Genomic DNA, 26,338 nt, shown 5'->3' on the forward strand with positions numbered 1-26,338 from the left:
TTCCTAAGGATCATCCTCCATTGGCTGTGATCAATTGGCGGATGGCTTCCACGGCTTGCTCGGTGGTCATATTGCGGATATCCACGCCTTTGAGGTTCTCGCGATTAAAACCGGCTGCCTCAAGTGCATCTCGGAACATTTTAGATTGCATCTTGGGATCACAAGCGGCTACAAACAACTGATCGGTTGAGTCGCCCTTGAGCAGGGTACTTAGGAAGCGATCGCCATCATCCGAGCAGAGTTGGGGGTGAATTGCCAAGTAGTCAATTAACCCTTCGCGGCGTAATGTATTACCCACCTCGAAGATGTTCATTTGTTGAAATGAAGGGCAGGTGCCCTGGCAAACACAGAGGAGTAAACCTTTATTTCCCATTGTTAACCTCCTAGTTAACCGTGTGATTGGTGTAGTAGGTAATCGCATCCTGCGGACAGAGCTTGGCGCATCCCTTACAAAATTCAATGCACCGCTCAGGTGCGACGACCACCGGGTGCAAGTCACCGGGTTCAAATACGTCGTTCTTGCAAAAGTCAACGCAAGAGTTGCAATTGATACACAGGTCTTCATTGATAACAGGGTACCAGTTAATAGCCATGAGTAACCTCCATGTTGGGATTTAGAGAAACAGACCCTGGTGGTTGGGACAGCAAGGGAGTAATAAGGGACTGTCTCAATAATATTCATATATTCGAATTAGATAATACCCTTTGAGGCCTGGTTTGGCAAGCCCAAAGTATCACCAAAAAATTGTGACAATCATCACGAAGTGGTGAGCGGGCGGTTTACCCCTTGCTACCGACTAGCCATGGCCTTAGTATAAAAAGCGCGGTTGGGTATGATAAAATCATAGGCAGTGATGAGTCCCCCCCTGATTTTATTGGCGTCAAATTCACCCCGACGTCGGGTGCTGCTTTCTTGGACTGGGTGGCCGTTTGAGGTGCACCCGGCGGATATTGACGAGACCCAGGCTGTGGAAGAAACGCCACAGGATTATGTCCTGCGCCTGGCTCGGGAAAAGGCTCTGGTAGCGAGCGAATTTGAAACCGAAACCTCTGTGATTTTGGCAGCGGATACAGTGGTGGTGTTTGAGGATGAGGTGTTGGGCAAACCGGAGTCACCGGAGCAAGCAGTGGAATTTCTGCGTCGCCTGAGGGGACGGGTACACGAGGTCTATACGGCTATTGCGTTGATTGACCGCCGCAGTGGTGAGTTGCTTACCGACCTTTGCCATTCGCTGGTGCCCATGCGTGCCTACCGCGATGATGAGATTGCGGCTTATGTCGCCAGCGGTGAGCCCATGGATAAAGCCGGCGCCTATGGCATTCAAAGTAAAACATTCCATCCGGTAACGGACTTTAATGGCTGTTATGCCAGCGTGATGGGCTTGCCGCTGTGCCATCTCGTGCGCACTATGGCGATTTTGGGATTTGAACCGCCAGTAGATGTGCCAGCGGTGTGTCAAAAGAATTTGAATTACGTCTGTCCGGTTTATCGAGCGATTTTGGAAGGCGAAGATGAAGGTTAGTGCATTGCAGCGAATGATACAAGAACTGAATGGCCGCATGCCGTGGCGGAAATGGTTGCTGGTCTTGGTTCTGATAGCGCTTCTATTAGGGGCATGCCGCCCGACCGCAGAAACCCCACTGAATCCTTCGGTGCAACCCAGCCTGGGTGAACCGGTGGTCAATGTGACTTCAGCGCCAGATGCGCGGGCAGCCGCTGAGGCGTTTTTAGCGGCCTGGAAAGCCGAAGATTATGCTGACATGTATGCCATGCTGACCCGTTTGAGCCAGGATGCCATAAGTGAAGAGGCGTTTTCACAACGCTATCGCGATGTGGCGGCCACCATGAGCCTAAGTGGGTTGGATTATGCCATCCTTTCCACTCTGACCAACCCAACAACCGCGCAAGTGGCTTATCAGGTAACCTTCCGCACCGTGCTGTTGGGAGACCTCAGCCGCGAGATGGTAATGAACCTGACATTGCAGGATGGAGCGTGGAAGGTGCAGTGGGAAGATGGGATGATCCTGCCGGAATTGCGCGGGGGCAACCGCCTGATGATGGATATTACCATCCCGGCGCGGGGTAATATCTATGATAATCAAGGAAACGCGCTAGCGGCGCAGGCGGATGCGGTGGCTTTGGGAATTATTCCGGGCCAGATTGATCCAGAGCAAGAGGGCACACTACTCACCGAACTGGCCAAACTGACCGGCTTGAACCCGGATTACATTCGTTCGCTCTACCAATATGCGGCACCCGATTGGTACATCCCAGTAGGAGATGTCTCGGCGCAAGCGGTGCAACGACGTTATGATGTACTTTCGAACTTAAGCGGCCTGGTCATGCGCACCTACAACACGCGCTATTACTTTGACAGTGCGGCGCCGCATGTGACCGGCTATGTACAACCCATCCCGGCGGAGCAATTAGAGGAGTATAAACGCAAGGGATACCGCGGGGATGAGCGGGTCGGTATGGCTGGCTTGGAACAGTGGGGCGAATCCTACTTGGCAGGGCAACGCGGGGCGGCATTATACGTCACCGATGCCCAAGGGAATATACTCACCCGCTTAGGACAGCGTGATGCCCAACCGGCCTATTCCATCTATACCACGTTGGATAAGAATTTCCAGCTCCAGGTGCAGAAGGCGATTGAAGGCTTCCGCGGCGCCATTGTGGTGCTGGAACGGGATACCGGACGCATCCTGGCTTTGGCCTCTTCCCCTAGTTTTGACCCCAACCTGTTTGATCCCAACAACTATAACAGCGCCTGGTTATTGAACCAGGTGTTTGACGCAACCACTACCCCCTTGCTCAACCGTGCCACCCAAAGCGCTTACCCGCTGGGTTCGGTGTTCAAGATCATTACTATGGCTGCAGCCCTGGAGAGTGGCCTGTTTACCGCTGATTCGACCTATGAGTGTGGACACACGTTCACCGAGATCCCCGGTTTGACCCTCTACGATTGGACGTATGAAAAAGAAAAACCGCCCAGCGGAACCTTGACGTTACCTGAGGGGCTGATGCGTTCTTGCAATCCATGGTTCTATCACATTGGGCTGGAACTCTACCGTCAGAATCGCTCCCAGGATGTGAGCAATATGGCGCGGGCGTTCGGACTTGGGAGCCCGACCGGTATCGAGCAACTGCCCGAGGTGGCGGGTAATATTCCCGATCCGGCCAGCGAGAACGATGCCGTACAGTTGGCGATTGGGCAGGGAGCCATGTTAGTCACTCCGTTGCAGGTGGCGGATTTCATTGCGGCAGTGGGAAATGGTGGCACGCTCTACCGCCCGCAAGTAGTTGAAAAGATCACTAACCCGGATGGCGAAGCAGTCTATGCCTTCAAGCCTGAAGTGAAGGGACAACTGCCAGTTTCGCCCGAAAACCTCAAGATCATCCAGGATGCCATGCGTAGTGTGGTCAATAACCCACGTGGCACGGCACATTTTGCCTTAATAGGTTTACAGATCCCCATCTACGGCAAGACCGGAACGGCAACTAACCCCACCGGAAAACCGCACGCCTGGTTTGCGGGTTACACCAACGCCAATCGTAGTGACAAGCCGGACATTGCTGTCGTGGTGTTGGTGGAAAATGGCGGCGAGGGTTCAGAGGTGGCTGCGCCCATCTTCCGCCGTGTGATCGAGGATTATTTCTTCGGGCAACCTTTGCGCCTCTACCCCTGGGAGGCTTCATTTTATGTGACCCGAACGCCCACACCGCTCTATACCGAGACCCCAACGCCCACACCAGTACCCACTGAGACCCCAGTGCCTACGGAGGAAGCACCCACACCATGAGTCCAGAGATGACGCGTTACGGCTCCGATCCGGCTTGGGGACAGGTTGTTCGCGCTCAATCAGGCTTTTACACCGTACGCATGAGTGGTGGGCAAAGTATGGTTTGCCGTTTGCGTGGGCGACTTAAAAAGCTGCATCGTCAAGGGGATGTGGTGGCGGTGGGGGATTGGGTGCGCGTGACAGTGCTTCCGGATGGCAGTGGGGTCATTGAGGCGGTGGCACCGCGCCAGCGTGCCTTGGAACGCCGCGCACCCGCTGCGCGGGGCACATACCAACAGGTCCTCTTGGCCAATCCGGATCAGTTGGTCCTGGTGTTTGCCTGTGCTCAGCCCGAGCCACGCCTGCGCATGCTGGATCGCTTTTTGGTGATCGCCGAGAAACAACAAATCCCGGTCTTGATTGTGGCTAACAAGGTGGATCTTGTGGGATTGGAACGGGCGCAGGAAATCTTTTCTATATATCCCCCCTTGGGCTATCCTGTGCTTTATACCTCTGCCAAGACCGGCTACGGCATCACTGCACTCAAAGCCCATCTGATGGGTAAACTATCGGCCCTGGCCGGGCCCTCGGGGGTGGGCAAGAGTAGTTTGCTCAACGCCATCCAGCCCGAGTTGGGTCTGGCGGTAGGGAGTGTGTGTGAGAAGGGGGGCAAAGGCCGCCACACCACGGTCGTGCGGCAATTATTCCCTTTAGATGGTGGCGGATACGTGGCCGATATGCCCGGATTGCGCACCCTCGCCCTCTGGGATACCCAACCCGAGGAACTGGATGGGTACTTTCCCGAGATTCGCGACCTGGTCGCACTGTGCCAGTTCAACGATTGTACCCACACCAATGAACCGGGCTGTGCGGTGCGCGAGGCCGTGGCGCAGGGTAAGATTCACCCCCAGCGCTACGAGTCTTATCTGCGCCTGCGTGCGGGCGAGGAAGAAGAGAGTGAATAGTCCCCATTTTTATTAGGTGATCTATATGGCAACCCCCTCAATCTTGCACTGGCAACGTCTGACCCTGGTGTTAAGACATCCGTTTCGACTTTCTTACGGCGTGAGCGAAACACGTCACACCTACTGGCTGCGGCTCGAAGATGACCTTGGTTGGGGGGAAGCCACATTACCGCCCTATTACGGGGTTGACTTGAATACATTTGAGGCCTTTTGGGAACAACGGGCCAGAGGAGGTCTCTATCTACCCCGGTCATTGGAGGAGGTGCCGGCTTGGGTAGGGGATGAAGGATCGGCTGCGGCTCGCTGTGCGCTGGAAATGGTGGCATTAGATTACCTGGCGCGCCAGGCTGGTCAACCCCTATACCGCTGGCTGGATCTTCCTGCCCCGCCGAGGTTGCCGACCTCGGTGACGATTGCGATAGATACCCCCGATGCCATGGCCGATATGGCGCGGCGGATGCGAGCCTATCTGGTGTTGAAATTGAAATTGGGCAGCCCAGAAGATCTGGCTCGTTTGGAGGCGGTGCGGTCTGCGCGCCCGGATGCCGAGATTCGGGTGGATGCCAATGCCGGCTGGACCCCGGACGAAGCCAAGACCTACTTGCCGCGCTTAGAAGCGCTTGGGGTTGCCATGATTGAACAGCCTTTGCCCAAGTCGGCCATTGCAGAAATGGGCCAATTGCAGGCCATGACACACATCCCGATTGTGGCGGATGAATCGCTGCAAACCTATGCCGACGTAGAGGCACTGACGGCAGCGGGAGTACGAGGCATTAACGTCAAACTGATGAAGACCGGGGGCGTGCTCAACGCACTGCGGATCATCCGCCGCGCCCGTGAGCTGGGGCTCAATATACTGCTGGGGTGTATGATTGAAACGTCATTGGGTACGACGGCCATGGCGCATTTGGCGGCGTTGGCCGATTGGCTGGACCTGGATGCGCCGCTTTTGATCGCCAACGATCCTTTTGAGGGATTGGTTTATGATACAGAAGGCCGCATTCACGTGCCGGAACGCCCTGGAATTGGGGTGATCTTGCGCCAGGAGGTGGAACATGGATGAAATGCTTGCTCCGGAAGCACAGGTACAGAAGGTGCTGGCGCGCTTGGCACGCGAGCGCGCAGATGAACGCGTGCATGTCTTTCAGGTCCATGTTGAAAGGGTTGAAAATTGGCACCTACATGTGAGCGGTCGAATTTTAGATGAAGAGGATCGTCAGGCCATTCACGCAGCGCTCAAGGCAGAGGATGAGCGGTGGGAAGTAGAGGATAGTGCATTACGGGTATTACGTCGCCCCCAAAACCCGGTTTTAGCGGTGGCCACCAACCTGACCAGCCTGCACCGTGAACCGTCTTTCCTGGCTGAGATGTTGACCCAATTGCTCTGGGGGGCAGAGGTGGAAGTGTTGGAAGAGAAGGATCACTGGGTGTTCGTGCGTTGCGCCGATGGTTACCTGGGGTGGACCTACCGACCTTACCTAGGTGAGAAGTTGCCACAGGTACCTACCCATCTTGTGGCAGCACCGGTGAGCCTGATTCGAGCCCAACCCGTGACCGATGCCCCTTTGGTGAGTCGTCTGTTCGCCGGCACGGCGGTTTGGGTGCGAGAGAGACGAGGGGATTGGGCGTGGGTGGATGCGCACGTGTCGGGCTGGGTGCCTTGGGTGGATCTCCGTGCTTTGGACGCTTTGCCCCGTACCGCGCAGGCACGGCGGAAACAGATGATTGAGGATGCCTTCCGATTCATCGGCGTGCCGTATTTGTGGGGTGGCACGACCGCTAACGGCATAGATTGCTCCGGATTTGTGCAACTGGTGCATCGGTTGAATGGTATTACTCTACCGCGCGATGCTGATATGCAGCAAGCCGCCAGTCGGGCGTGTGATCCTGAGCAACTACAACCCGGCGATCTGCTTTTCTTTGGTGAGAAGGGTGAAGCGCGGGCGATTACCCACGTGGCATTGAGTCTAGGCGGGTGGTGTATCTTGCATTCTTCCCGTTCCCGCAATGGGGTGTATGAAGATGATGTCCAGCACGTTGCTCACTTGCGCGATTCGCTGGTGGCTACAGGGACGTTTTTGGCTTTGGGTTAGGTTATGGCTGAAGGACTGAGTTCACCGGTCGGGCCGCGGGTGGTCGTGGCCGGGCGTGAGCGGGATTATTTTTCAGGCACGGGATATTTGGGGTTGCAGAGTGATCCGCGTGTGCTGGCCGCGGCGCAGGCTGCGTTGGTACGCTATGGGTTGAGCACGGCCACCTCGCGCGGTGGCTACGGTGAGCATCCCCTCTATGGCGAACTGGAGCAGGCAATTCGTGCCTATTTTGGAACGGAACGTGCGCTGTATTTGCCGACGGGCTATCTGGGGATGATGTTACTGCTCCAGGGACTGCGCGAGCAGGTTGAACGGCTCTTTGTGGACGAGGCGGCCCATTTCAGCCTATGGGATGCGGCGCGTGGTAGTGGACTACCGGTAGTGTCCTTTCGCCATCTGGATGCCGAGGATTTATGGCGGCAAATCGCTCTTCATTTGCGCCCGGGCGAGTGCCCACTGGTACTTAGCGACGGCGTGTTCCCAATTTCAGGTGAGATTGCGCCGTTACCGGACTATTTGCACATTATTGCCAAATATGAGGGTCTGGTCGCCCTGGATGATGCCCATGGAGTAGGCGTTTTAGGCGCACATGGGCGAGGGATGCCAGATTATTGGGGCGTAAATGATGCCCACTGTCTCACCACGGCCACATTGAGCAAAGCCCTGGGGGGATATGGTGGCTTTTTGGCAGATCGGCAAGAGCGCATTCAGCACTGGTTGGCTCATTCTGCGGTGTATGTCGCGACCAGCCCGCCTCCATATTTTTCAGAGATCGTGGTGAGTTGCGAGATTACTATTTTGATTTAAAACGGAAGTCGCCAAGCGGGAGAGATTTTTATCTAAAGGTGGTTGTTAAATGGATGAGAATCCCTTTTTGCTGACATCGTATTTAACAACGCAAAAATAAAACTCCGGGTAACCTTACGCTAGGGTTACACTTCCCTTGCGGGTGTGCTTTCCTGCGTGATTTACACCACCGGAGTTTTACTCATTTTAGCATAGATAAGAGGTCATTTCAATATGTCAAATGAGAGAGAGTTAACCATTGGAGGCTTGGAGAGACTTATAGAATTAATTGAGCAAAGCGGTGATTTGCGGGAGGAAATTTATTTTCCCATTCATGATGCGATGGGGCAAGCTGGCAAGCTTCTGGAAGACCAGATCAAGCAAAATCTGACCGACAATGGCAGTGTGGCCACCGGTGATCTGCGGACAAGCGTATCCTCCAGCGAGGTGCAGGTTTCAAAAGAGGCGATATTTGTGGAAGTTGGTGCAGGGCGCGGCTTGCCGTACGCCCGGGCAGTGGAATACGGAACGAAACCGCATACGCCGCCGCTCTCGATTACCGAACCGGGGCAACCGCTGCCGATTGCAGCGGCCTCGGCGGAGGCGTTGCGGATTGCCTTGGCCGAACCGCAACGGCGTGAGCGCCTGTGGCAAAACGTGGCGCTGGCGCAGGTGGGTTTGCGCGCCTTGGGTTGGGGTTTGTCCGAGACACCCGTGCCGATTCTATGCTTGAAGGCTCAGCCCGGGGTGAACTTAGGTGCCCTGCAACGGCGTTTGTTTGAAACCGATATCTGCGTTGCTTACGTCACGCGTTATACTAGTACCCCAGCGGGTGGGGCGTTGCGCATCGCGATCTTCGCCACGCATACCGAAGACCAGATCTACCGCCTAATGGAAACCATTGGTCGGTTGATTTAGCCGTTCGGCAGGCCGTTGGCGCGATTTTCGGTGCGGCGCAAAGGTTCCCCGTATTTGACTTGAAAGACGTCGAAATCACGGGCGACGAAAACGTTAGAGAAGACCGCTTGCGCCTCGTGAAGCACATCCTTCTCGCGATAGCGCCGCGAGAGGTGGGTCAGGATCAAAGCACCGACCTCGGCCCGGCGGGCTAGTTCAGCGGCACGGCGTGCGGTGAGGTGGCCGAAATGATGGGCCATTTCGGCTTCTTCTTCCAGATAGGTGGCTTCGATGACCAGGGCATCGGCTTGGTAGCAGGGTTCAACCAGGGAGTCAATTTCGCCGGTGTCCCCAACGATGACCAAACGCGTGCCGCGGCGATATTCGCCCAACACCATGTCAGGCGTGATGATGCGTCCGTCGGGCAGGGTTACCGTCTGACCTTCTACCAGGTGACGGCGTAGGGGGCCATTGGGAATGCCTAACGCTTCGGCTTTTTCGGGCAGGAAGGGGCGGCGTCCTTTTTCTTCAAAGCGGAAACCCAGGCTATCGGCACCACGGTGTTGCACCGGAAAGGCGGTGATGGTGAAATCATCGGCTTCGAAAAACGTACCATTGGCTATAGGGCGCAGGTTGAGCGGCATGGGCGGATTGGCGCCGCGCAACACCACCCCAAAAAGAAGGTCGTGAATGCGTTCCAGGGCACCTCGGCTACCAAAAATTTCCAACTCGTCAATGGTTTCCCAGCGCATAAAGGTTGAGAGCAATCCGGCCAGACCCAGGATATGGTCCAGGTGCCCATGCGTGATCAAAATACGATTGAGGCGCTTGAAACCGATTCCGGCTTGCAAAATCTGACGCTGGGTGCCTTCACCACAATCTACCAAAAAGCGGTGTTCATCATGTTTAACGACAATCGCCGGCAGATTACGCCGGATCGAGGGTGCAGAGGCTGAGGTGCCGAGAAAGATGAGTTCGAACAAGGAGACCACCTGATTAAGTCGTGTCCCCTATTTTAATGCAAGTTGGCAGGAAGCAGTAAAATTATCTCATAGAGACACCGTTGTTTGAAAAGAAAGCCACAGGAGGTTATCCCATGGAACTTAAGATCGTCCCGATTGAAAAGCCGGAAGCGGTGAACGTCATTATTGGGCAATCGCATTTCATAAAGACGGTTGAGGATATCCATGAGGCCCTGGTCACTGGCGTGCCGGGGATCAAGTTTGGGCTGGCGTTTTGTGAGGCTTCTGGTGCCTGCTTGGTGCGCTGGAGTGGCACCGACCCTGATCTGATTACCGTGGCGCAGAAGAATGCCCTGGCGGTGGGAGCAGGTCATGCTTTCTTTGTGTTTTTGGGAGAGGGTTATTACCCGATAAACGTGCTCAAAGCCATTCAAGCCGTGCCGGAGGTGTGTCGTATTTTCTGTGCCACTGCCAATCCCCTCCAGGTGATTGTTGCCGAAACTGAGCAAGGACGGGGTATCCTAGGTGTTATTGATGGCAGCAGCCCTAAAGGTATTGAGGACGAAGAGGGTATTGCCTGGCGTAAAGGTTTCCTGCGCCGCATCGGCTACAAGGCTTGAGGTGCGGAACTTGCAACAGGAGAAGAACGTCTTGCATTTATCCTGTTGATTTTGGGGAAGGAGTAAATCATGCGAACTCGAATCATCGGCATGCTAATCTTGACCGTGCTGCTTGGAGGGTGTGGCCTTTTAGGCCAGCGGGCTACCCCTTCAGATGCTGAAATGGCGACTCAAGTGGCTCAAATCCTGACCGCCATGCCCACTCCTACGGCACCACCGCTCGAACCCACCCCCACGCAGCCGCTTCCCACCGTGGTTCTGACCGAAGAGCCAACAGTCGCTCCACCTGCTGAAACACCGACGCCCCAGCCGGTCGAGCCCACGGCTACGTCTCCGGCCTATCCGCCACCGGAGACCGTTGTGCCTACTGCAACGGCTACCGTAACCGTGACCATCCAGCCGACCCCAACCTTTGCTTTTACCCCGCCAGCGACCGACCCGGTGCTCAAACTGGGCAATGCCACCTGGACGGATAACATGGACAATGATCGCAACTGGCCAACCGGTGCAGATCAGTATACCAGCGTCGAATTCCGTGAGGGCGTGATGCGGCTCACCGGCCTGACCACGACCGATGGTTGGCGCATGACCTGGCCAAAGGTGGCCGATTTTTACCTTGAAGCCACGTTCCGCACCGGTGAGTGCAAGGGCAGTGATCGCTATGGGTTGTTCTTCCGCGTGCCGATTTTGAACACCCCTGATCGTGGTTATCTGTTTGGCCTGACGTGCGATGGCAAATATGCGTTGCGCCGCTGGGATGCCTCGATGGGCACGCGGGGTGAGATGATCACGCTGGTCAACTGGAAAGCCAGTGATGCCATCAATGCCGGACCGAACCAGGTTAACCGCCTGGGGGTGATGGCCATCAGGGATCGCTATGCCTTATACGTCAACGGTGTGTTGTTGACCGAAGTGCGCGATGAGCGCTTCCTGGAAGGCTATTTTGGCGTTTTTGTCGGGGCGCGTGAGACTGAGAACTTTACCATTCATGTGGATCAGATTCGCTATTGGGAGAATCCGCGTCCTTGAGCGTTTGCATGGGCCTGGATATCTTCAAAAAGCGGGTTGTACAAATCCGCTTTTTGATTTAGAAGGGCGATAAAATCGGGGTATCCCATCTTGCTAGAAGGATGAACTATTGTGATAACACTCAAAGGTTATCAGCTCCTTCCCCATTTGCCCCGCATTCGCACCGACACACCGGGGTTCTTGTTGGAATGTGCTCAGCGCTATGGCGATTGGGTGCATTTCGATGTCGGGGTTACCCAGGCCTTTTTCATTAATCATCCCGATGCCGTACGGCATGTCTTGCAAGAGAATAATCGTAATTACACTAAAGATACGATCCAGTATCGCACGTTAGCGTTGATCACCGGCCAGGGATTGCTCACGGCGGATGGTGAACCCTGGTTACAGCATCGGCGGCTGATTCAACCTGCATTTGCCCGTTCGCGCCTGATGGGCCTGGATGATGTTGTCGTGGGGGTGGTGGATCGAATGTTGGCGCGGTGGGACGCTTGGGCTAAGCAAAATCAGATCGTGGATGTAGACCATGAGATGCTGGAAATTGCCTTAGAGGTGGTAGGGTTGGCGCTGTTCGGGCTTGACCTTAGCCGCGAAGCACCGCAATTGGTCCGAGCGGTGCTGACGGCGTTGGATTACGTCATTTATCGCGCTCAGAACCTGGTGGTGCCACCGCTTTCCTGGCCAACCCCGCGCAATCGGGCGTTTAAACGTGCTTTGTTTGAATTAGACCAAGCGGTGGAAGCGATTTTGACCTCACACCAGGTTCGGGATGAGGGGGAAGAAACGCTGCTCGATTTACTGGTGCGGGCGGAGCAGGCTGGGCAGTTAACCCGGCAACACGTGCGGGATGAACTGGTGACCATGATTGTCGCCGGGCACGAGACGGTGGCCACGGCATTGACCTGGACATGGTATTTACTGGTGCATCATCCTGAGGTTGAATCGGCTTTGATCACCGAGATTGATACCGTTCTGGGTGGGCGTCCACCGGGGTGGGAGGACTTGCCAAAGTTGACTTTTACGGCCCAGGTCTTTGCCGAAGCCTTACGCCTTTATCCCCCAGCCTGGCTGATTACGCGGCGCGCCCGTGGTGCCGACACGATTTCAGGAGGTTATGAAATTCCGGCCGGGGCCTTGATCATCATCAGTCCGTATGTCTTGCATCGTCATCCGGCGTTCTGGGAAGATGCAGAGGCATTCCGACCGGAGCGCTTTGATGAACGCCAAGCGCGTGCCTATCCGCGTTTTGCTTATATTCCTTTCGGGGGTGGGCCGCGCTTGTGCATTGGTAATCAATTTGCCCTGGTTGAGGCACAACTAATCTTGAGCCGGGTGTTGCAACGGTATCGTCTTGCCATTGCCGGCGCAGGGCCAGTGCGGGCAGAGCCGCTGGTGACCCTGCGCCCCAGGGGTGGCATGCCAATGCGGTTGATCTCGCGCTAAATTGGCTCAGATAATCTTCTCGATGACCTCGATCCCATTGAGCGCCATGTGATAGAGGAAAATGGCGTGAAGCAGGTCGCCGGGGTGCGGGAAACCACCTTCTTTCTCCGCCACCTCGACTGGGCGGTCGTAGGTTTCCACACTGTCCACCGGCACGATCACACGGCGTTGTAATTGGCGGGCGTTAGCATCCAGGCGCAAGTGCATTGCCAACTGGTAGGTGCAGAGATCGGTGCAATCTCCAACAACGATAAAGGTATTAACATCAGGGTGTTGTGCCAGCCAGTCATTGAGTCCGGTGTTCAAGCCGGAAGAGATGGAATTCTTTTCCAGTATTAGCATCTGGTTGAAGAAGGGCAGACGCTTGAAAGCATCTACCGGTTCAGCCTCAGCCGTACCTCGGATGCAATGGGGCGGCCAAGCCGAGAATTCCACCGCGTCCGGTTCATGGCTGTCTTGGGTGAGCAGGATGTGGCGAATACCATAGTCCCAAGCGCGCTGAAACAGGGTGGCAATGGGTTCGACAATGCGCCCGACGCGTTCGCTGGCGAGCGGCCCGCTAACACAAAAACCATTAATGACATCCACTGAGACAATGGCCGCGTGGTTGGGGTTGGGTGCTACATCTTTGAGATTAACCACCGGAAGTTGCGCTAACCACTGTTCCAAATAGTGCAGGAATGGAGCGCTTTGGGCTTCTAGGTTCAAGCGGGGCATACTTCAACCTCCTAACCAAGGCAGGACGAATTAGTGTATTCTTTACACTAACTCAATTTTAGCCGTAAAAAGAGAGATGTCAAGCCAGCGGCTGAAAATTTATAGGGTCTCATCGCGGTAGTCTGGAGGGGCATTATTCCACCCTTGAAGCGCATTTGTGATTCGAGTGACATCATCTAACCCAATGCCAGTGGCAAGGCTCGGATATTGGACAACATGTTTGAGATCCAAGCCAAGCGATTTGCCACCACACGGTTGGAAATTTTCTGGGATATCTAAACTTTCGGGTAAGGATGCGTTGCATCCGCTCACGTTCCAGAGGTACCAGGTCGCCAGCACGACGCAGAATGTATAAATCGTACTCATCCACTAATTAGGAATTGCGCGCGTAAACGCGTTCCCCGCGAACGATATTTGACACTAAAAAGGGATCCACTTCCGGGATTATGACCAAATCTACGCGGTTGACCCGAAACAACGCTTCTAGGACTGGTATGAATGCTAACTTTTCCCGCACCGATAAGTGGTGTGCGGATGAGTGCCGACATCCACATCGCTGGATGTCGGTGGTATGGGCTCACCGTTGAGCAAGAAGCGCGCCGCGGCTTTGGACTGGTTGCCAAAAAGGCAAAGGATGAGAATGGCGTAGACCTGGCACAAGCGGGTCAGGGTAGATAGCGGATTTACAAAAAATTATACCCCGCCGCTACGGTTCGGCTTAGCGCGCTACCACCGTTTCTGTAAGCGAATGCGCAGGATAATAGCCGTGGTATTGAGTAGCAACAATACCGCCAAAAGGACGATGATACCTGCCGCAGCTAACTGATGAAATTCTTCCTGAGGCAGGGAGATCCAGTTGAAGATCTGGATGGGCAAGACGGTGAAAAGATCCAGTGGGCCGCGCAGGTCGAAGCGGATGTAGGTCAATGCGCCAATGGTGATCAGGGGCGCGGTTTCGCCGATGGCGCGGGACATTGCCAGGATGGTACCGGTCAAGATTCCCGGCATCGCGTAAGGTAAGACATGATCGCGCACGGTTTGCCACGGTGTAGCCCCTAATCCGAAGGCTGCCAGGCGCACACTGCGTGGAACGGCGCGAATCGCCTCGCGTGAGGAAACGATCACGATGGGCAAAACGAGCAGGGTCATGGTGAGTGCGCCGGCTAACAGACTCCGGCCCAGGTTTAATCCATAGACGAAAAGGCCAAGACCGAGCAGACCGTAGATGATGGACGGTACCCCTGCCAGGTTGGAGATATTGATCTCAATAAAACGGGTGAACCAGTTGTCACGGGCATATTCTTCCAGATAAATGGCTGCCGCCACTCCAACCGGAAACGAAAGAATTGCGGTGATCACGGCCAGCCAAAGCGTGCCTTGTAGAGCGGATCGTAGGCCCGATTTTTCGGGAAAGCGTGAAGGAAAATGGGTGAACAGTTCTGGCCGCAGCCAGGGCAGTCCGTCCAGAAAGACATCAATTAAGAGGGTGAGCAGGACCACGATTCCAATCAGCACGGCCATAAGGGCCAGCCACTCAAAATAACGCCCGCGTTGCTTCCTTTGTTGCAGGCGTTGCAATTCCTCTGCGGAGAGAAAAGCCGTAGTGTTCATTCGTATACCTCGCGGAAGCGGCGAGTGAGGAAGTGGCTGATCACGTTCATGACCAGGGTCATCAGGAAGAGCACCATGCCTACGGCGAAGATGGTCAGGTAAGCGATGCTCTGTTGCGGCGTATCCCCCAGGCTGACCTGGACAATGTACGCCGTCATCGTCTCAATGGACTCCAAAGGATTAAGGGTGAGTTTGGGCTGCTGACCGGCGGCGATGGCCACGATCATGGTTTCGCCGATAGCGCGCGAAACAGCCAAGATGAACGCGGCGCTAATCCCCGAGAGAGCAGCGGGTACCACGATTTGCGTGGAGACCTCCAGCTTGGTGGCGCCTAACGCATAAGCCGCATCGCGTAGTGAGCGTGGTACGGCCGAAAGTGCATCCTCCGAGATAGACGCCACCATGGGCAGGATCATGAAACCCATCACAATACTGGCGCTGGCGGCATTGAAGGTTTGGGTCTGAGGAAAAATGGACTTGAGCAGAGGGGTAACGAAGAGCAAGGCAAAATACCCATAGACCACCGTGGGAATACCAGCCAGCACTTCCAGTACCGGTTTAAGAATGCGGCGTACATTTTCGGAGGCGTACTCACTCATGTAGATGGCTGCCAGCAATCCCAAAGGTAGGGCGATGATCATAGCACCCGCCGCAACGAGCAACGTGCCATTAACCAGCGGCCAGATGCCGAATTTCTTAGAGGCGAAGAGTGGCGTCCAGCGTGTTTCGGTGAAGAATTCGACGATGGAAACCTGCTCAAAGAAAAGTACCGTCTCACGTAGCAAGGTGAAAACAATCCCCAGCGTGGTCAGGATGGAGACGGCAGCACAAAGTAGAAGTCCGAGTTGAATGAGGCGTTCTCCGGTGCGAGGTCGGCGTTTAAGGGCTTGTACCACAGACGAAGGGGCTTGTGTTACTAAAGGGGTGGTCTTTACGCTCTCCATGCAGGCTTGTTCTCCCATGTGAGCCTGGGAAGGGCTGGATGCAGTCCCTTCCCAGGTAGATTTTACTTGAAATTAGGCTTGGAGACAGGATTTTTACTGCTGTTCTTTCGCCAGTAAATCGGCCAGGCTGACACCAACAGTTGATCCTTGACCCTCAAAGATCGAACCGGTCACACGATTGTCATAGCGCTTTTGAGCCAGTTCGTAGATTTCAGGGGTCAGAGGGATGTAGCCCACTTCTCGGACAATAGTGGGGGCATTTTTGAGGTAAAAGGCGACGAAGGCACTGATCTCATCCTTTTCGTCCACCCGAGCGCGATTGACGTAGATAAACAAGGGGCGAGAGAGGGGTTGATAGGTGCCGTTAGATACGGTCTCCAAGCTGGGCAGCACACACCCGTTACCACCATCAATGGCCACCAATTTGAGTTTATCCTTGTTCTCCTCATAATAAGCCAATCCAAAGAAGCCCAGTGCGTTCTCATCGCCTGCAATACCCTGAACGAGCACGTTGTCATCTTCACTGGGCAGGAAGTCACCCCGGCTGGCTCCTTCTTTGCCCACAATGGCTTGGGTGAAGTAGTCATAGGTGCCCGAATCAGTACCAGCGCCGTAGAGGGTCAGTGGACGATTGGGGAAGCCTTCCCGCACCTGGCTCCAATTAGTGATCTTGCCTTCGGCCTCGGGTTCCCAAATTTTCTTCAGTTCTTCCACGGTTAGACATTCCACGAAGTCATTCTTGGGGTTGACCATAACGGCGAGGCCATCAAACGCCACCGGCAGTTCGATGTACTCGATGCCGTTTTGCTTGCAGAGTTCGGTTTCGGATTCTTTGATTGGGCGAGAGGCGTTGGAAATATCCGTTTCGCCGTTGCAGAATTTCTTGAAACCACCCCCGGTTCCGGAGATCCCAACGGGTACCCGCACGTTGGGGTATTCGGCCTGAAATTCTTCGGCGATGGCGGCGGTGACGGGTGCGACGGTGCTCGACCCATCCACCAGGATGGTGCCCTCAACGTCCGCTGCAGTGGTCGGGGCGGGGGTAGCCGTGATAACCTGTGGGGTACCCTGGACGATGCGGGTGATCTCGATCACCGTTGGCTCTGCGGGAGCCTGGGTCGCGGTTGGAGCACATGCGCCCAGCAGGAGGGCAAGGACGAACAGCAAACTTGACAGACGGAACAACTTACGCATGGGTCTTCTCCTCTCGTTTTGATTGAGATGATTTCACTTCTGAGTATATATGGCCTGTGTTAAGATGGCTCAAAAGATGGTTTAAGAATGGGTTAAATGTTTTCCCCAAAACTTATTTCACATATGTGAATTGTATTCACAAATGTCTTGCGACCGCTCTGATTTTCCTTATAATCACATCTAGCCCCCTCTGCGAAATGCGAGGCTCAAGAATGTTGCTGAATGCCGATCGCCTGGACCTCTTAGCACGCATTGCCGAGATGTATTACGAATCCAACTTGACCCAGGATCAGATTGCTAAGATCACCGGTTATTCGCGTTCCATGGTCTCGCGCCTGCTGACCGAAGCGCGGCGCCAGGGGGTGGTGGAGATTCGTATCAACCATCCGATGCAACGCCGCCGGGATCTCGAACAGGCGTTACAGGGGCGCTTGGGTTTAGACGAGGTCTGGGTGATGGTGCGGGGCACCTTGGCGCACAACGAGATGTTGCGCCGTTTGGGGGTTATGGCAGCGCGTTTTTTAGAGACTCACCTGCATGACTACATGACGCTAGGAACCTCCTGGGGCACGGCGGTTTACGAGACGGTCAACGCTTTACAGCAGCGCACCTATCGGGGGATTCGAGTGGTGCAGATGATCGGGGCTTTGGGGACCCCTAATCCGGATATAGATGGCCCGGAACTGGCCCGGCGGATGGCACGCGCATTAACCGGGCAATACGCTACCTTACCGGTGCCATTGATTGTGGATAGCGAAGCAACGCGTCAGGCCTTGATGCAGGCTCCACACGTCCAACGCGTGACGCAATACTTTCACCATATTGACCTGGCATTGGTGGGGGTTGGAACGGTTGAGCCCGAATATGCCAGCCTGTTGCGCGCTGGCTACCTGACCACCGAACAACTGGAAGGTCTCCGCGCCGCCGGTGCGGTTGGCGATGTGTGTGCGATTCATATAACTCTGGATGGGAAATTGGTGGATACCCCACTCACGCGCTGTATTTTGGGCATTGACGCACCTACTTTGCGCAAAGTGCCCATACGGATTGGGGTGGCCGGTGGTCAGGCCAAAGCCCTCCCGATAATTGCCGCCAGCCGCTCAAAACTGATCAACCGGCTGGTAACGGAGGAAGTGGCTGCGACATTCATATTACGCGTTTTAGAGGAAGGATCAACATCCTATGACAATGCAACCGATGCAAATCGCCGTTGAAAATACGATCCCGGTTGATCATGACCAGTTACTGACCGAATTGGGCCGCGACCAAGCCCAGGACATGCTGGCCACGATGTGCTTGATTCGCGCCTTTGAAGAGAAGGCGGAGGATCTCTTTGCCCGCGGTTTGGTACACGGAACTATGCACCTTTCAATTGGCCAGGAAGCGGTGGCAGTAGGTGCCACCCGTGCCATGCAAAAAGGCGATTACCTGCTCAACCATCATCGCGGGCATGGTCACTGCCTGGCGTGGGGTAGCGATGTCAACCTGATGATGGCCGAGTTCCTGGGCAAGGAGACCGGCTATTGCCGCGGACGTGGTGGCTCGATGCACATTGCCAATGTAGAGGCAAATAACCTGGGTGCCAATGGCATTGTGGGTGGTGGCCTGCCTATTTCGGTGGGCGTTGGGTTGAGCATTAAAATGCGCCGTACACAGCAAGTCTGCCTGACTATTTTTGGGGATGGCGCTGCGAACGAAGGGGCGTTCCACGAGACGCTCAATATGGCCAGTATCTGGGATTTACCGGTGGTCTATCTATGTGAGAACAACCAGTATGCCATGTCAATGTCGGTAACCAAGGCGTTCAATATTGAGCGTATTAGCCAACGAGCGTGTGCTTATGGCATTCCTGGCGTCACTGTGGATGGCAATGATGTACTGGCGGTGTATGCTGCCATCCGCCAGGCCGCAGAACGAGCACGCGCGGGACAGGGGCCGACTCTGGTTGAAGCGGTTACTTATCGCTGGCGTGGCCACTCCAAGAGCGATCGTCAGGCCTATCGCACCCGCGAAGAGGTTAAACTCTGGCAACAACGCGATCCTATCCGCCGTTTTGCGAATTTATTGGGGCTTAGTGACGAAGAATTAAACCGCTATACCGACGAAGCCAAAGCCCGCATAGAAGCCGCGGTCGCATTTGCTCAAGCCAGCCCTGAACCAGATGTGAGTACGATTCTCGAGGGAGTCTATGCGTGAGATTACCTACGTCGAAGCCATTCGTGAAGCCCTCGCCCAAAAGATGGCTGAGGACCCCACGGTTTTCCTCATCGGGGAGGATATTGGGGTTTATGGGGGTGCCTTTGGGGCAACCGCAGGGTTGATTCAGCAATTTGGCGAAGAGCGGGTCATTGATACCCCGATCTCCGAAGCCGGGATTGCCGGCGCCTGCATTGGTGCTGCCTTGACTGGCATGCGCCCGGTGGGCGAAATCCAGTTTATGGACTTTGTGACCCTGAGCATGGAGCAGCTGGTGCTCCAGGCGGCCAAGATCCGCTTTATGTTTGGCGGCAAAGCCAAAGTGCCGTTTGTCCTACGTATGCCGGGTGGCTCGGGCACCGGCGCGGCAGCCCAACATTCGGAAAGCCTGGAAAACTGGTTTGTCCATGTTCCAGGGTTAAAAGTGGTCATGCCCAGCACCCCTTACGATGCCAAGGGGTTATTAATAGCAGCCATTGAGGACGACAACCCGGTCATTTTTGTTGAGCACAAGTTGCTTTACAAGGTCAAAGGCCCGGTGCCCGAAGAGATGTATCGCATCTCCCTGGGAAAGAGCCATGTGGTACGTGAGGGCAAAGATCTAACGGTTGTCGCGACCTCGGTCATGGTACAGCGAGCCTTGCAGGCTGCCGAACAATTACAAGCCGAAGGGATTGAAATTGAGATCATTGATCCACGGACCCTGCGCCCCTTGGATGATGAGCCGATTATTCGCTCGGTGAAGAAGACCGGTCGCGCGTTGGTGGTGCATGAGGCGGTCAAGATGGGTGGCTTTGGCGGTGAAATTGTCGCGCGCATCGTAGAGAGCGAGGCGTTTGACTATCTGGAAGCCCCGGTGCGCCGTCTGGCTGGTTTAGATATCCCCATCCCGTATAACCGTACCCTGGAATACCATGCCGTGCCCCAGGTGGAAAATATCGTTGAAGAAGCCCGCAAACTGGTCAAAGGGGTTTACTAGGAGGCAATGTGGCAACGGAAGTCATCATGCCCAAATTCGGCTTTACCCAAGAGACGGCAGAAATTGTGCGCTGGCTCAAACACGAGGGAGATGCAGTTGAGCAAGGTGAGCCAATCGCCGAGGTAACCACCGACAAGGTCAACATGGAGGTAGAGGCACCGGCAAGCGGGATACTGGCTGGTATCCGTTACCGCGAGGGTGAGGTGGTGCCGGTGACTCGGGTGATTGCCTACATCTTGCAGCCCGGTGAGACCTTACCAGGCGGCCCTACGTCTCCCACGCCCTCTCTCGCTCCTTCCCAAGTTGTACCCACCCCGGCTGAACAGTCCCTTGAAGCCGAAGATGTGCCGGTTACGCCGGTGGCGGCGCGTTTGGCCGAAGCTGAGGGTGTAGATTTGAGCCGAATTAAAGGGACAGGTCCGGGTGGACGGATTACGCGCAAAGATGTCGAAGAATATTTAGCAACCCGACCTGAGGGTGAAGGTAAAGTGCGGGCGGTGCCGGCGGCGCGGCGGTTAGCGCGTGAACTTGGGGTGGATTTAGGCCAAGTGGAGGGGAGTGGGCCGCGTGGGCGCATCCAGTCCGAAGATGTTCGCCGTGTCTATGAGGCGCAGGCGCGAACAGTGGCGGCTGCGCCTGAAGGGACACCCGAGGTTACCAGACTGGTGGCGCCTCCTTCAGTTGGAGAAACCTTTGGGGTGCAAACACCCATTGCAGAGGTTATTCCGCTGGCCGGGATGCGCAAGGTGATCGCTCAGCGTATGCAACAAAGCGCCCAACAGGCTCCCCATATCCATTTGGAGATCACCGTTGATGCTACGGCTGCCGAAGCGTTACGGGCGCGTGCCAATCAGCGCCTGAAAGAAGGACAGCCCAAGGTCAGTCTGACGGCAGTGATCGCGCGGGCCTGTGCCTGGGCGCTGACCCAACACCCCCGCTTGAATGCCTGGTTTACGGCGACCCCCCAGGGCGAACAAATTATCATTCCGGCGCAGGTCAATCTGGGCATTGCGGTGGCGGTTGAGGAAGGGTTGATCGTGCCGGTAGTACGCGATGCCGCGCGTAAAAATCTGCTGCAATTAGCGAGTGAGATAAGCGACCTAGTCGAGCGAGCACGCGCTAACCGTTTAAAACCTGAGGACGTGGTAGAGGGTACCTTCACCATCTCCAATCTGGGAATGTTTGGGATTGAACGTTTTACGGCGATCATCAACCCGCCTCAGGTTGCAATCCTGGCCGTGGGTAGTTTACGGCGCGAGGTAGTGGCGGATGAGCAAGGACAGGTTCGGGTGCGCCCGGCATTCACGGTAACCCTTTGTGCGGATCACCGCGTGGTAGATGGAGCGGTGGGGGCGCGCTTCCTGGCCGATCTGCGGGAAGCGTTGGAGCAACCGGAAGTGATGGTGGTGTGACCCGATAAAAATTTTGTGTGGAGGGAATGTGACCTCAAACGCACTAAACCTGCTAGACTTATTAGTACCAGAAGCCATTGCCCTAAACGTTAGAGCAACCTCGGCTGAAGAGGTTATCCGCTACCTAGCGGCGGCGTTGCGCAAGGGAGGCTATGTGCGAGAAAGCTTTGCTGAAGCTGCCTTAGCACGAGAGGCAAAACTACCAACCGGTTTACGGTTAGCTGGGGACGTGCATGCCGCAATCCCCCATACGGATATCGAGCATGTTCTTCGTCCGGCGGTGGGAATGGCCACCTTGATTGAACCTGTGATATTTCAAAATATGATTGATCCCACCGATGCCATTCCGGTGCGTCTCGTCTTCTTGCTGGCGTTGGAGCAACCCAAATCACAGGTTGAGATGCTCCAGCAAGTAGCGACGATTTTGCAGAATCCTCAGGTCGTTCACGATTTAGTTAGTGCACAGTCTCTGGAGGCAGTGCGTCAGGCACTGGCGCAAGTGATCACTACACAGTCTTGAGCGGACATCCTTCTTTATCTTTTCCATCCCAATTTACTATAAAAACCTGTTCCTTGAGGAGGTAAACGTGAGCAAGCCTAAAGTGATTTTGGTCGCCTGCGGTACGGCTATCGCCACCTCGACCGTGGTGGCACATGCGATTGAAGAGGAAATGAAGAAACGGGGACTAAACGTGACCACGCGCCAATGCAAAGCGACCGAGGTTCCAAGCCTCGCCGCCGATGCGGATTTGATTGTCACCACGACCCCGTTGCCTTCAAATCTTGGAAAACCCGTGATCCAGACCTTGGCGTTTCTCACGGGAATCGGAAAGGAGGAGGTGCTGAAGCAAATTGAAGAGATTCTGAAACAATAATCTTCCCCTATTCGATCGTTCATTTTTTTGTTTCCGTTATACCAATCCTCTCAGGAGGCAAAAATGGATGCTGTATTAAGTGCGATTAAATCGTTGTTTGATACGCTTGGCGCCACTGTTATGCTGCCCATCATTATCTTTCTTTTAGCCTTGATCCTCGGCGCCAAGCCTGGCCGAGCTTTTCGGGCTGCTGTGACCATCGGTGTGGCTTTCGTCGGTATCAATCTCGTTATCGGCCTGATGTGGAGCAACCTGACCGAGGTGGCTCAGGCCATCGTCAAGAACACTGGGGTCACCCGTGATGTGGTGGATGTGGGTTGGCCTTCGGCTGCAGCGATTGCCTTTGGTTCGTCGGTGGGGTTGTGGGTCATCCCGTTGACCATTGTGGTCAACCTGATTTTGTTGGCTTTGCGCCTCACCCGCACCCTGGATGTGGATGTGTGGAACTACTGGCACTTTGCTTTCATCGGCTCGCTGATTGTGGCTGCGACCAATAACCTTCTCTATGGCCTGATCGCTGCCGCTTTGGCTGCTGCGCTGGCGCTCTTCTTGGGTGATTGGACGGCAAAAGCCGTGCAGAAGTTCTACGGTCTGCCCGGCATCTCCATTCCCCACCTGACCTCCGCCCCAATTGTCCCGATCGCAATTGCGACCAACTGGGTGATTGAGCGCATTCCAGGCCTGCGCGATGCCGAATGGGATACCGAGACCATCCGCAAACGCTTGGGTGTCTTCGGTGAACCGGTGATCTTGGGCTTGGTGATCGGGTTGGTGTTGGGTGCCATTGCCTTCTATAATGCTGGCGACTTCGTGACTGTATTGGCGAAGGTGCTTGGTGCGGGCATCAACCTGGCGGCGGTCATGCTCTTGCTGCCGCGCATGGTCTCGATCCTGATGGAAGGCCTGATTCCGATTTCCGAATCGGCGCGCGAGTTCATGCAAAAGCGCGCGGGTGGAGATCGCGAGTTCTATATTGGTCTCGATTCCGCCATTCTTATCGGTCACCCGGCGGCAATTGCCAGCGCGCTGGTGCTTGTTCCGATCGCCATTTTACTTAGTATCATCCTGCCCGGGAACCGCGTCATTCTCTTCGCTGACCTGGCCGTGATCCCATTTGTGGTAGCGATGACGGCTCCGGTGATGCGCGGGAACGTGTTGCGCATTGTGATTGCAGGAACGATTACCCTGGCCATTGGTTTCTACATTGCAACCTCCATGGCGCCACTCTTCACTGCAGCGGCGGTGGCGTCTGGCTTTTCACTGCCCGAGGGCGCTGTGCAGATTACCAGTATTGCCGATGGCTTCCTATGGCCGCCATTCCTGTTCGTCCGCACGGTGCAGGGTTTGGGTGCGTTAGGGTTGGTGGTGTTGTTGGTGATCCTGGCCGCAGCTTTCTTCTTCTTCCTGCGCAATACTAAGGCGTGGGAAGTGGCAGCAGGTGCTCCAGCCGAAGCCCCGGCCTCTGCTGATTAAGTGCGTCTTTCCGCTTGAGTTCGAAAAGGGAAGCCTGGGAGATCCCGGGCTTCCTGCTCGTTACATTCCCAGGAGGAAGCCATGGTAAAGAATAGTTTTCAAGTTGAGGCCAAACCGGTTTCAGATGGCATAAAGGTTTATAAACGGGTATTGATTTCAGCCGAAGAGGCTCCTCATTTTGCCATGCGTATGTTCACGATTGAGGTGGGTGGCAACATGCCCTTACATACCAATAGTGTTGAGCATGAACAATTTGTCATACGTGGTAGAGCCAGGATTCGCATTGGTCAGGAGGTTTACGAAGTTGGGCCGGGGGATGTTGTGTTTATTCCGGCGGGTGTTCCTCATGATTACGAGAATATTGGCCAAGAGCCGTTCGATTTCATTTGTGTCGTTCCGAATCTGCCCGATGTGACGACGATTCTTTCGTCTTAACCCTCTATGCGTAGGTCAGACCCTTTTTGTTCGCCGAACGATGCGATAACGCTGAGAGCATTAAACCCCGGCTGGGCTTAACGCATCAGCCCACGGATGATCAGATCCACCGCTTCATCCTCGCTCAAGCCGCGTGCCATCAGCGTTTCTAGTTCCTTGCGGTTGACGGTGCCAATGGCGGCTTCATGGGTTACCTGGGCCTGGTCATGGCGCACGATGACCAAGGGGTTGTTGCTGGCTTGGGCCTGTCCGCGCACGATCTCGGTACAGTCCATGTGCCCGCGGGCACCTGGGGCGTTACCTTCGGTGACGGTATCTACGCGGCTTTGAGCCTTGTCCTGAACAGCAATGCGCGTGCGGGTCAGACCACGGGCGCCGCCTCCATCTAAAGTGACCACCTCGTGCACGTGGATGGTATCGTTACCTTTCCCATAGGCCTTGGTGACCAGCTCGGCTACGCCGTTTGCTCCCACACGGACCAGGTAATCCAGACGTAGGTCACCCACCCGACCGCGGGTCAACGTAAAGGTTGTGGTGAAGTGCCCGCCCTCTTCAACCAGCACTTCGGCCTTGGGAATCACCACAGTGCCCCCGTGTGGCCCGTGGAAGTGTTCCTCAGAGTAGGTCAGGCTGGCCTGTCGCCCGACCCGAATGCGTGCTTGCATTCGATGTTCGACTTTTACTGCATTGGGGAACGCGCAGTGAGCCAGAAAACGCACGTTTGCCTGTTCGCCAATGTCATACTCGGCCAGGATTTCCTGTTCCCCCTCGGCTGGCAAAAGACCGAAGCACAGATGGACTGGTTGGGCGAGATGGGTGTGAGGTTCCACCCAAATTCGAGCCCGGACGCCGTGCGCCAGGCTTTCGGCTTCAAAATGAACCCCAGGGATCTCATGAGCAACCAATACCTGATTGGCAGAAATCACCAGGGTGGCGACTTGGGGCAATTGAAGGGCGCTGGGCTCGCCACCAGCCTGGCGGTAGGCTTCCATCATGGCATTTAATTCACCCGCCCAGGCCGGGGCTGTATCACCGGAAAGTGAGGGAATACGAGTAACATGGGTCATGATTGACCCTCCTTGGGTTCTAACCCTAACTTCAGGGGTTCAGGTGGCGTAGGATGCGAACGGCAGTGATCTCGGTAAAAGCGGCGTGTTTCCTGGGGATCGCCCACGAAGGCGATGCTGCCCAGGCACATCAAAGATGCACTGTCGCCGATCTCGGCGAGTTCATCACGGTGGGTGATGAGTAAAATGGTGCATCCTTCATTCGCCATGTGACGGATCAGGCGCTCAATATCGGTCAAAGAGAGTGCATCAATGCCCGAGTCGGGTTCATCCAATATGGCTAGACGCGGACGCATGGCATAAACGGCGGCCAATTCGATGCGTTTGCGCTCGCCACCGGAGAGAGTCTTATCCACAGCACGGTAGGCATACTGGGCCGGAGGGAGGGCAACAGCTTCGAGAGCTTCGACCACCCGTTGCCGATCCGGCTCTTTCATCCCCAGGCTGATGTATTTGCCCACCGGAATACCCTCAAAGCGTGCCGGCTCCTGCCAGGCCAGGGTGATGCCCAAACGCGCTCGCTCTGAGAGGCTTAATCCGGTAATGTCACGTCCTTCAAAGAGGATCTCACCATGGTCGGGGGTGTAGCCGCTGCATCCCATAATGGTGTACGCCAGGGTGGATTTCCCGGAACCGTTGAGGCCCAGCAGGACATGAATCTCGCCCGGCTTCAAGGCCAGGTTAACATGGTTAAGCAGTACACGCCCCTCCCGGCTCAGGCATACATCTTTTATCTCTAACAGATAAGGTTTCATGATCTTGTCTTTTTGCATAGAATTATTCTGAAATTAGAATGTAATCCAAAACAGATATTTCTACCAGTTCCATTTGTCTGATTAAGAGGGGCGATTTGTCACGGC

Annotated in this window: 29 protein-coding genes; 19 read left to right on the plus strand and 10 right to left on the minus strand. The window is 55.3% G+C overall.

From position 1 onward, the window contains the following. Window positions 1–10: 10 nt before the first annotated feature. Together AC01YT_RS05150 and AC01YT_RS05155 are read right to left on the minus strand one after the other, a co-directional pair. Entirely contained in the window at window positions 11–373 is a 363-nt protein-coding gene (locus AC01YT_RS05150) for a hypothetical protein (RefSeq protein WP_315624614.1), read from the minus strand. Between the two features lie 10 nt (window positions 374–383). Further along, a complete protein-coding gene (locus tag AC01YT_RS05155; protein ID WP_399389719.1) occupies window positions 384–593 on the minus strand; it encodes an ATP-binding protein in 210 nt (69 codons plus the stop codon). Window positions 594–854: 261 nt separating this feature from the next. Between AC01YT_RS05155 and AC01YT_RS05160 the strand changes: the two genes are divergently transcribed. The 7 genes from AC01YT_RS05160 (at window position 855) to AC01YT_RS05190 (ending at window position 8,545) form a co-directional block, all read left to right on the plus strand. Beyond that, window positions 855–1,523 carry a Maf family protein gene (locus tag AC01YT_RS05160; RefSeq protein WP_476673316.1) on the plus strand — a complete coding sequence of 223 codons (669 nt, stop codon included), beginning with the start codon at window positions 855–857 and terminating at the stop codon, window positions 1,521–1,523. Between the two features lie 37 nt (window positions 1,524–1,560). Further along, a complete protein-coding gene (locus AC01YT_RS05165) occupies window positions 1,561–3,804 on the plus strand; it encodes a penicillin-binding transpeptidase domain-containing protein (protein ID WP_476673318.1) in 2,244 nt (747 codons plus the stop codon). Then, window positions 3,801–4,748 carry a ribosome small subunit-dependent GTPase A gene (rsgA, locus tag AC01YT_RS05170; protein ID WP_476673320.1) on the plus strand — a complete coding sequence of 316 codons (948 nt, stop codon included), beginning with the start codon at window positions 3,801–3,803 and terminating at the stop codon, window positions 4,746–4,748. Before AC01YT_RS05165 ends, rsgA begins: the two co-directional genes overlap by 4 nt. A gap of 25 nt (window positions 4,749–4,773) precedes the next feature. Further along, the gene (locus AC01YT_RS05175; RefSeq protein ID WP_476673322.1) at window positions 4,774–5,811 is read left to right on the plus strand and encodes a dipeptide epimerase; all 1,038 of its coding nucleotides are present in this window, start codon (window positions 4,774–4,776) and stop codon (window positions 5,809–5,811) included. Then, a complete protein-coding gene (locus AC01YT_RS05180) occupies window positions 5,804–6,841 on the plus strand; it encodes a C40 family peptidase (RefSeq protein ID WP_476673324.1) in 1,038 nt (345 codons plus the stop codon). The genes AC01YT_RS05175 and AC01YT_RS05180 overlap by 8 nt, the downstream gene beginning before the upstream one ends. Before the next feature lie 3 nt (window positions 6,842–6,844). Next, window positions 6,845–7,648 carry an aminotransferase class I/II-fold pyridoxal phosphate-dependent enzyme gene (locus AC01YT_RS05185; RefSeq protein WP_476673326.1) on the plus strand — a complete coding sequence of 268 codons (804 nt, stop codon included), beginning with the start codon at window positions 6,845–6,847 and terminating at the stop codon, window positions 7,646–7,648. Window positions 7,649–7,861: 213 nt separating this feature from the next. Then, window positions 7,862–8,545, plus strand: a complete 684-nt coding sequence (locus AC01YT_RS05190; RefSeq protein WP_476673328.1) for an aminotransferase class I/II-fold pyridoxal phosphate-dependent enzyme — start codon at window positions 7,862–7,864, stop codon at window positions 8,543–8,545. Here AC01YT_RS05190 and rnz read toward each other — a convergent pair. After that, window positions 8,542–9,507 carry a ribonuclease Z gene (gene rnz, locus AC01YT_RS05195; RefSeq protein WP_476673330.1) on the minus strand — a complete coding sequence of 322 codons (966 nt, stop codon included), beginning with the start codon at window positions 9,505–9,507 and terminating at the stop codon, window positions 8,542–8,544. The genes AC01YT_RS05190 and rnz overlap by 4 nt on opposite strands. 113 nt (window positions 9,508–9,620) lie before the next feature. Here rnz and AC01YT_RS05200 point away from each other — a divergent pair, with 113 nt between their 5' ends. The 3 genes from AC01YT_RS05200 (at window position 9,621) to AC01YT_RS05210 (ending at window position 12,575) form a co-directional block, all read left to right on the plus strand. After that, window positions 9,621–10,106, plus strand: coding sequence for an adenosine-specific kinase (locus AC01YT_RS05200; protein WP_476673332.1), 486 nt, complete (start codon window positions 9,621–9,623; stop codon window positions 10,104–10,106). 69 nt (window positions 10,107–10,175) lie between these two features. Next, window positions 10,176–11,135, plus strand: coding sequence for a hypothetical protein (locus tag AC01YT_RS05205; RefSeq protein ID WP_476673334.1), 960 nt, complete (start codon window positions 10,176–10,178; stop codon window positions 11,133–11,135). Window positions 11,136–11,246: 111 nt separating this feature from the next. Continuing rightward, entirely contained in the window at window positions 11,247–12,575 is a 1,329-nt protein-coding gene (locus AC01YT_RS05210) for a cytochrome P450 (protein WP_476673336.1), read from the plus strand. 6 nt (window positions 12,576–12,581) lie between these two features. Here AC01YT_RS05210 and AC01YT_RS05215 read toward each other — a convergent pair whose 3' ends face one another. Together AC01YT_RS05215 and AC01YT_RS05220 are read right to left on the minus strand one after the other, a co-directional pair. Beyond that, window positions 12,582–13,292: a cysteine hydrolase family protein gene (locus AC01YT_RS05215; RefSeq protein ID WP_476673338.1), complete on the minus strand. Its 711-nt coding sequence runs from the start codon at window positions 13,290–13,292 to the stop codon at window positions 12,582–12,584. Between the two features lie 99 nt (window positions 13,293–13,391). Further along, window positions 13,392–13,658, minus strand: a complete 267-nt coding sequence (locus tag AC01YT_RS05220; RefSeq protein WP_476673340.1) for a hypothetical protein — start codon at window positions 13,656–13,658, stop codon at window positions 13,392–13,394. Between the two features lie 132 nt (window positions 13,659–13,790). On the opposite strand from AC01YT_RS05220, the gene AC01YT_RS05225 reads away from it, so the two are divergent. Next, a complete protein-coding gene (locus AC01YT_RS05225; RefSeq protein ID WP_476673342.1) occupies window positions 13,791–13,970 on the plus strand; it encodes a hypothetical protein in 180 nt (59 codons plus the stop codon). Window positions 13,971–14,018: 48 nt separating this feature from the next. Here the strand turns inward: AC01YT_RS05225 and pstA are convergent, their stop codons facing one another. From pstA to AC01YT_RS05240, 3 genes are all read right to left on the minus strand, one after another. Further along, window positions 14,019–14,903, minus strand: coding sequence for a phosphate ABC transporter permease PstA (gene pstA, locus AC01YT_RS05230; RefSeq protein ID WP_476673344.1), 885 nt, complete (start codon window positions 14,901–14,903; stop codon window positions 14,019–14,021). Next, window positions 14,900–15,847 (minus strand): phosphate ABC transporter permease subunit PstC, encoded by a 948-nt coding sequence (gene pstC / locus AC01YT_RS05235; RefSeq protein WP_476673346.1) that lies wholly within the window; start codon window positions 15,845–15,847, stop codon window positions 14,900–14,902. Before pstC ends, pstA begins: the two co-directional genes overlap by 4 nt. Window positions 15,848–15,940: 93 nt before the next feature. Next, a complete protein-coding gene (locus tag AC01YT_RS05240) occupies window positions 15,941–17,041 on the minus strand; it encodes a PstS family phosphate ABC transporter substrate-binding protein (RefSeq protein WP_476673348.1) in 1,101 nt (366 codons plus the stop codon). Window positions 17,042–17,253: 212 nt separating this feature from the next. Here AC01YT_RS05240 and AC01YT_RS05245 point away from each other — a divergent pair, with 212 nt between their 5' ends. The 8 genes from AC01YT_RS05245 (at window position 17,254) to AC01YT_RS05280 (ending at window position 24,411) form a co-directional block, all read left to right on the plus strand. Then, window positions 17,254–18,255 carry a sugar-binding transcriptional regulator gene (locus AC01YT_RS05245; RefSeq protein WP_476673350.1) on the plus strand — a complete coding sequence of 334 codons (1,002 nt, stop codon included), beginning with the start codon at window positions 17,254–17,256 and terminating at the stop codon, window positions 18,253–18,255. A 64-nt stretch (window positions 18,256–18,319) separates the two neighbouring features. Further along, window positions 18,320–19,237 (plus strand): thiamine pyrophosphate-dependent dehydrogenase E1 component subunit alpha, encoded by a 918-nt coding sequence (locus AC01YT_RS05250; RefSeq protein ID WP_476673379.1) that lies wholly within the window; start codon window positions 18,320–18,322, stop codon window positions 19,235–19,237. Then, window positions 19,230–20,216, plus strand: coding sequence for an alpha-ketoacid dehydrogenase subunit beta (locus AC01YT_RS05255; RefSeq protein WP_476673352.1), 987 nt, complete (start codon window positions 19,230–19,232; stop codon window positions 20,214–20,216). The genes AC01YT_RS05250 and AC01YT_RS05255 overlap by 8 nt, the downstream gene beginning before the upstream one ends. An 8-nt stretch (window positions 20,217–20,224) precedes the next feature. Further along, entirely contained in the window at window positions 20,225–21,628 is a 1,404-nt protein-coding gene (locus AC01YT_RS05260) for a dihydrolipoamide acetyltransferase family protein (protein ID WP_476673354.1), read from the plus strand. 28 nt (window positions 21,629–21,656) lie between these two features. Then, on the plus strand, window positions 21,657–22,148 hold the full coding sequence (locus AC01YT_RS05265; protein ID WP_476673355.1) for a PTS sugar transporter subunit IIA: 492 nt from the start codon (window positions 21,657–21,659) through the stop codon (window positions 22,146–22,148). A 67-nt stretch (window positions 22,149–22,215) separates the two neighbouring features. Beyond that, window positions 22,216–22,503: a PTS sugar transporter subunit IIB gene (locus tag AC01YT_RS05270; protein ID WP_315624594.1), complete on the plus strand. Its 288-nt coding sequence runs from the start codon at window positions 22,216–22,218 to the stop codon at window positions 22,501–22,503. A 63-nt stretch (window positions 22,504–22,566) separates the two neighbouring features. Beyond that, window positions 22,567–23,976: a PTS galactitol transporter subunit IIC gene (locus tag AC01YT_RS05275; protein WP_476673358.1), complete on the plus strand. Its 1,410-nt coding sequence runs from the start codon at window positions 22,567–22,569 to the stop codon at window positions 23,974–23,976. A gap of 81 nt (window positions 23,977–24,057) precedes the next feature. After that, window positions 24,058–24,411: a cupin domain-containing protein gene (locus AC01YT_RS05280; RefSeq protein WP_476673360.1), complete on the plus strand. Its 354-nt coding sequence runs from the start codon at window positions 24,058–24,060 to the stop codon at window positions 24,409–24,411. 77 nt (window positions 24,412–24,488) lie between these two features. Here the strand turns inward: AC01YT_RS05280 and AC01YT_RS05285 are convergent, their stop codons facing one another. Then, the gene (locus AC01YT_RS05285; protein ID WP_476673362.1) at window positions 24,489–25,478 is read right to left on the minus strand and encodes a SufB/SufD family protein; all 990 of its coding nucleotides are present in this window, start codon (window positions 25,476–25,478) and stop codon (window positions 24,489–24,491) included. Then, window positions 25,475–26,233 carry an ATP-binding cassette domain-containing protein gene (locus AC01YT_RS05290; RefSeq protein WP_476673364.1) on the minus strand — a complete coding sequence of 253 codons (759 nt, stop codon included), beginning with the start codon at window positions 26,231–26,233 and terminating at the stop codon, window positions 25,475–25,477. Before AC01YT_RS05290 ends, AC01YT_RS05285 begins: the two co-directional genes overlap by 4 nt. Window positions 26,234–26,338: the final 105 nt, after the last annotated feature.

The organism is Thermanaerothrix sp., assembly GCF_056331585.1.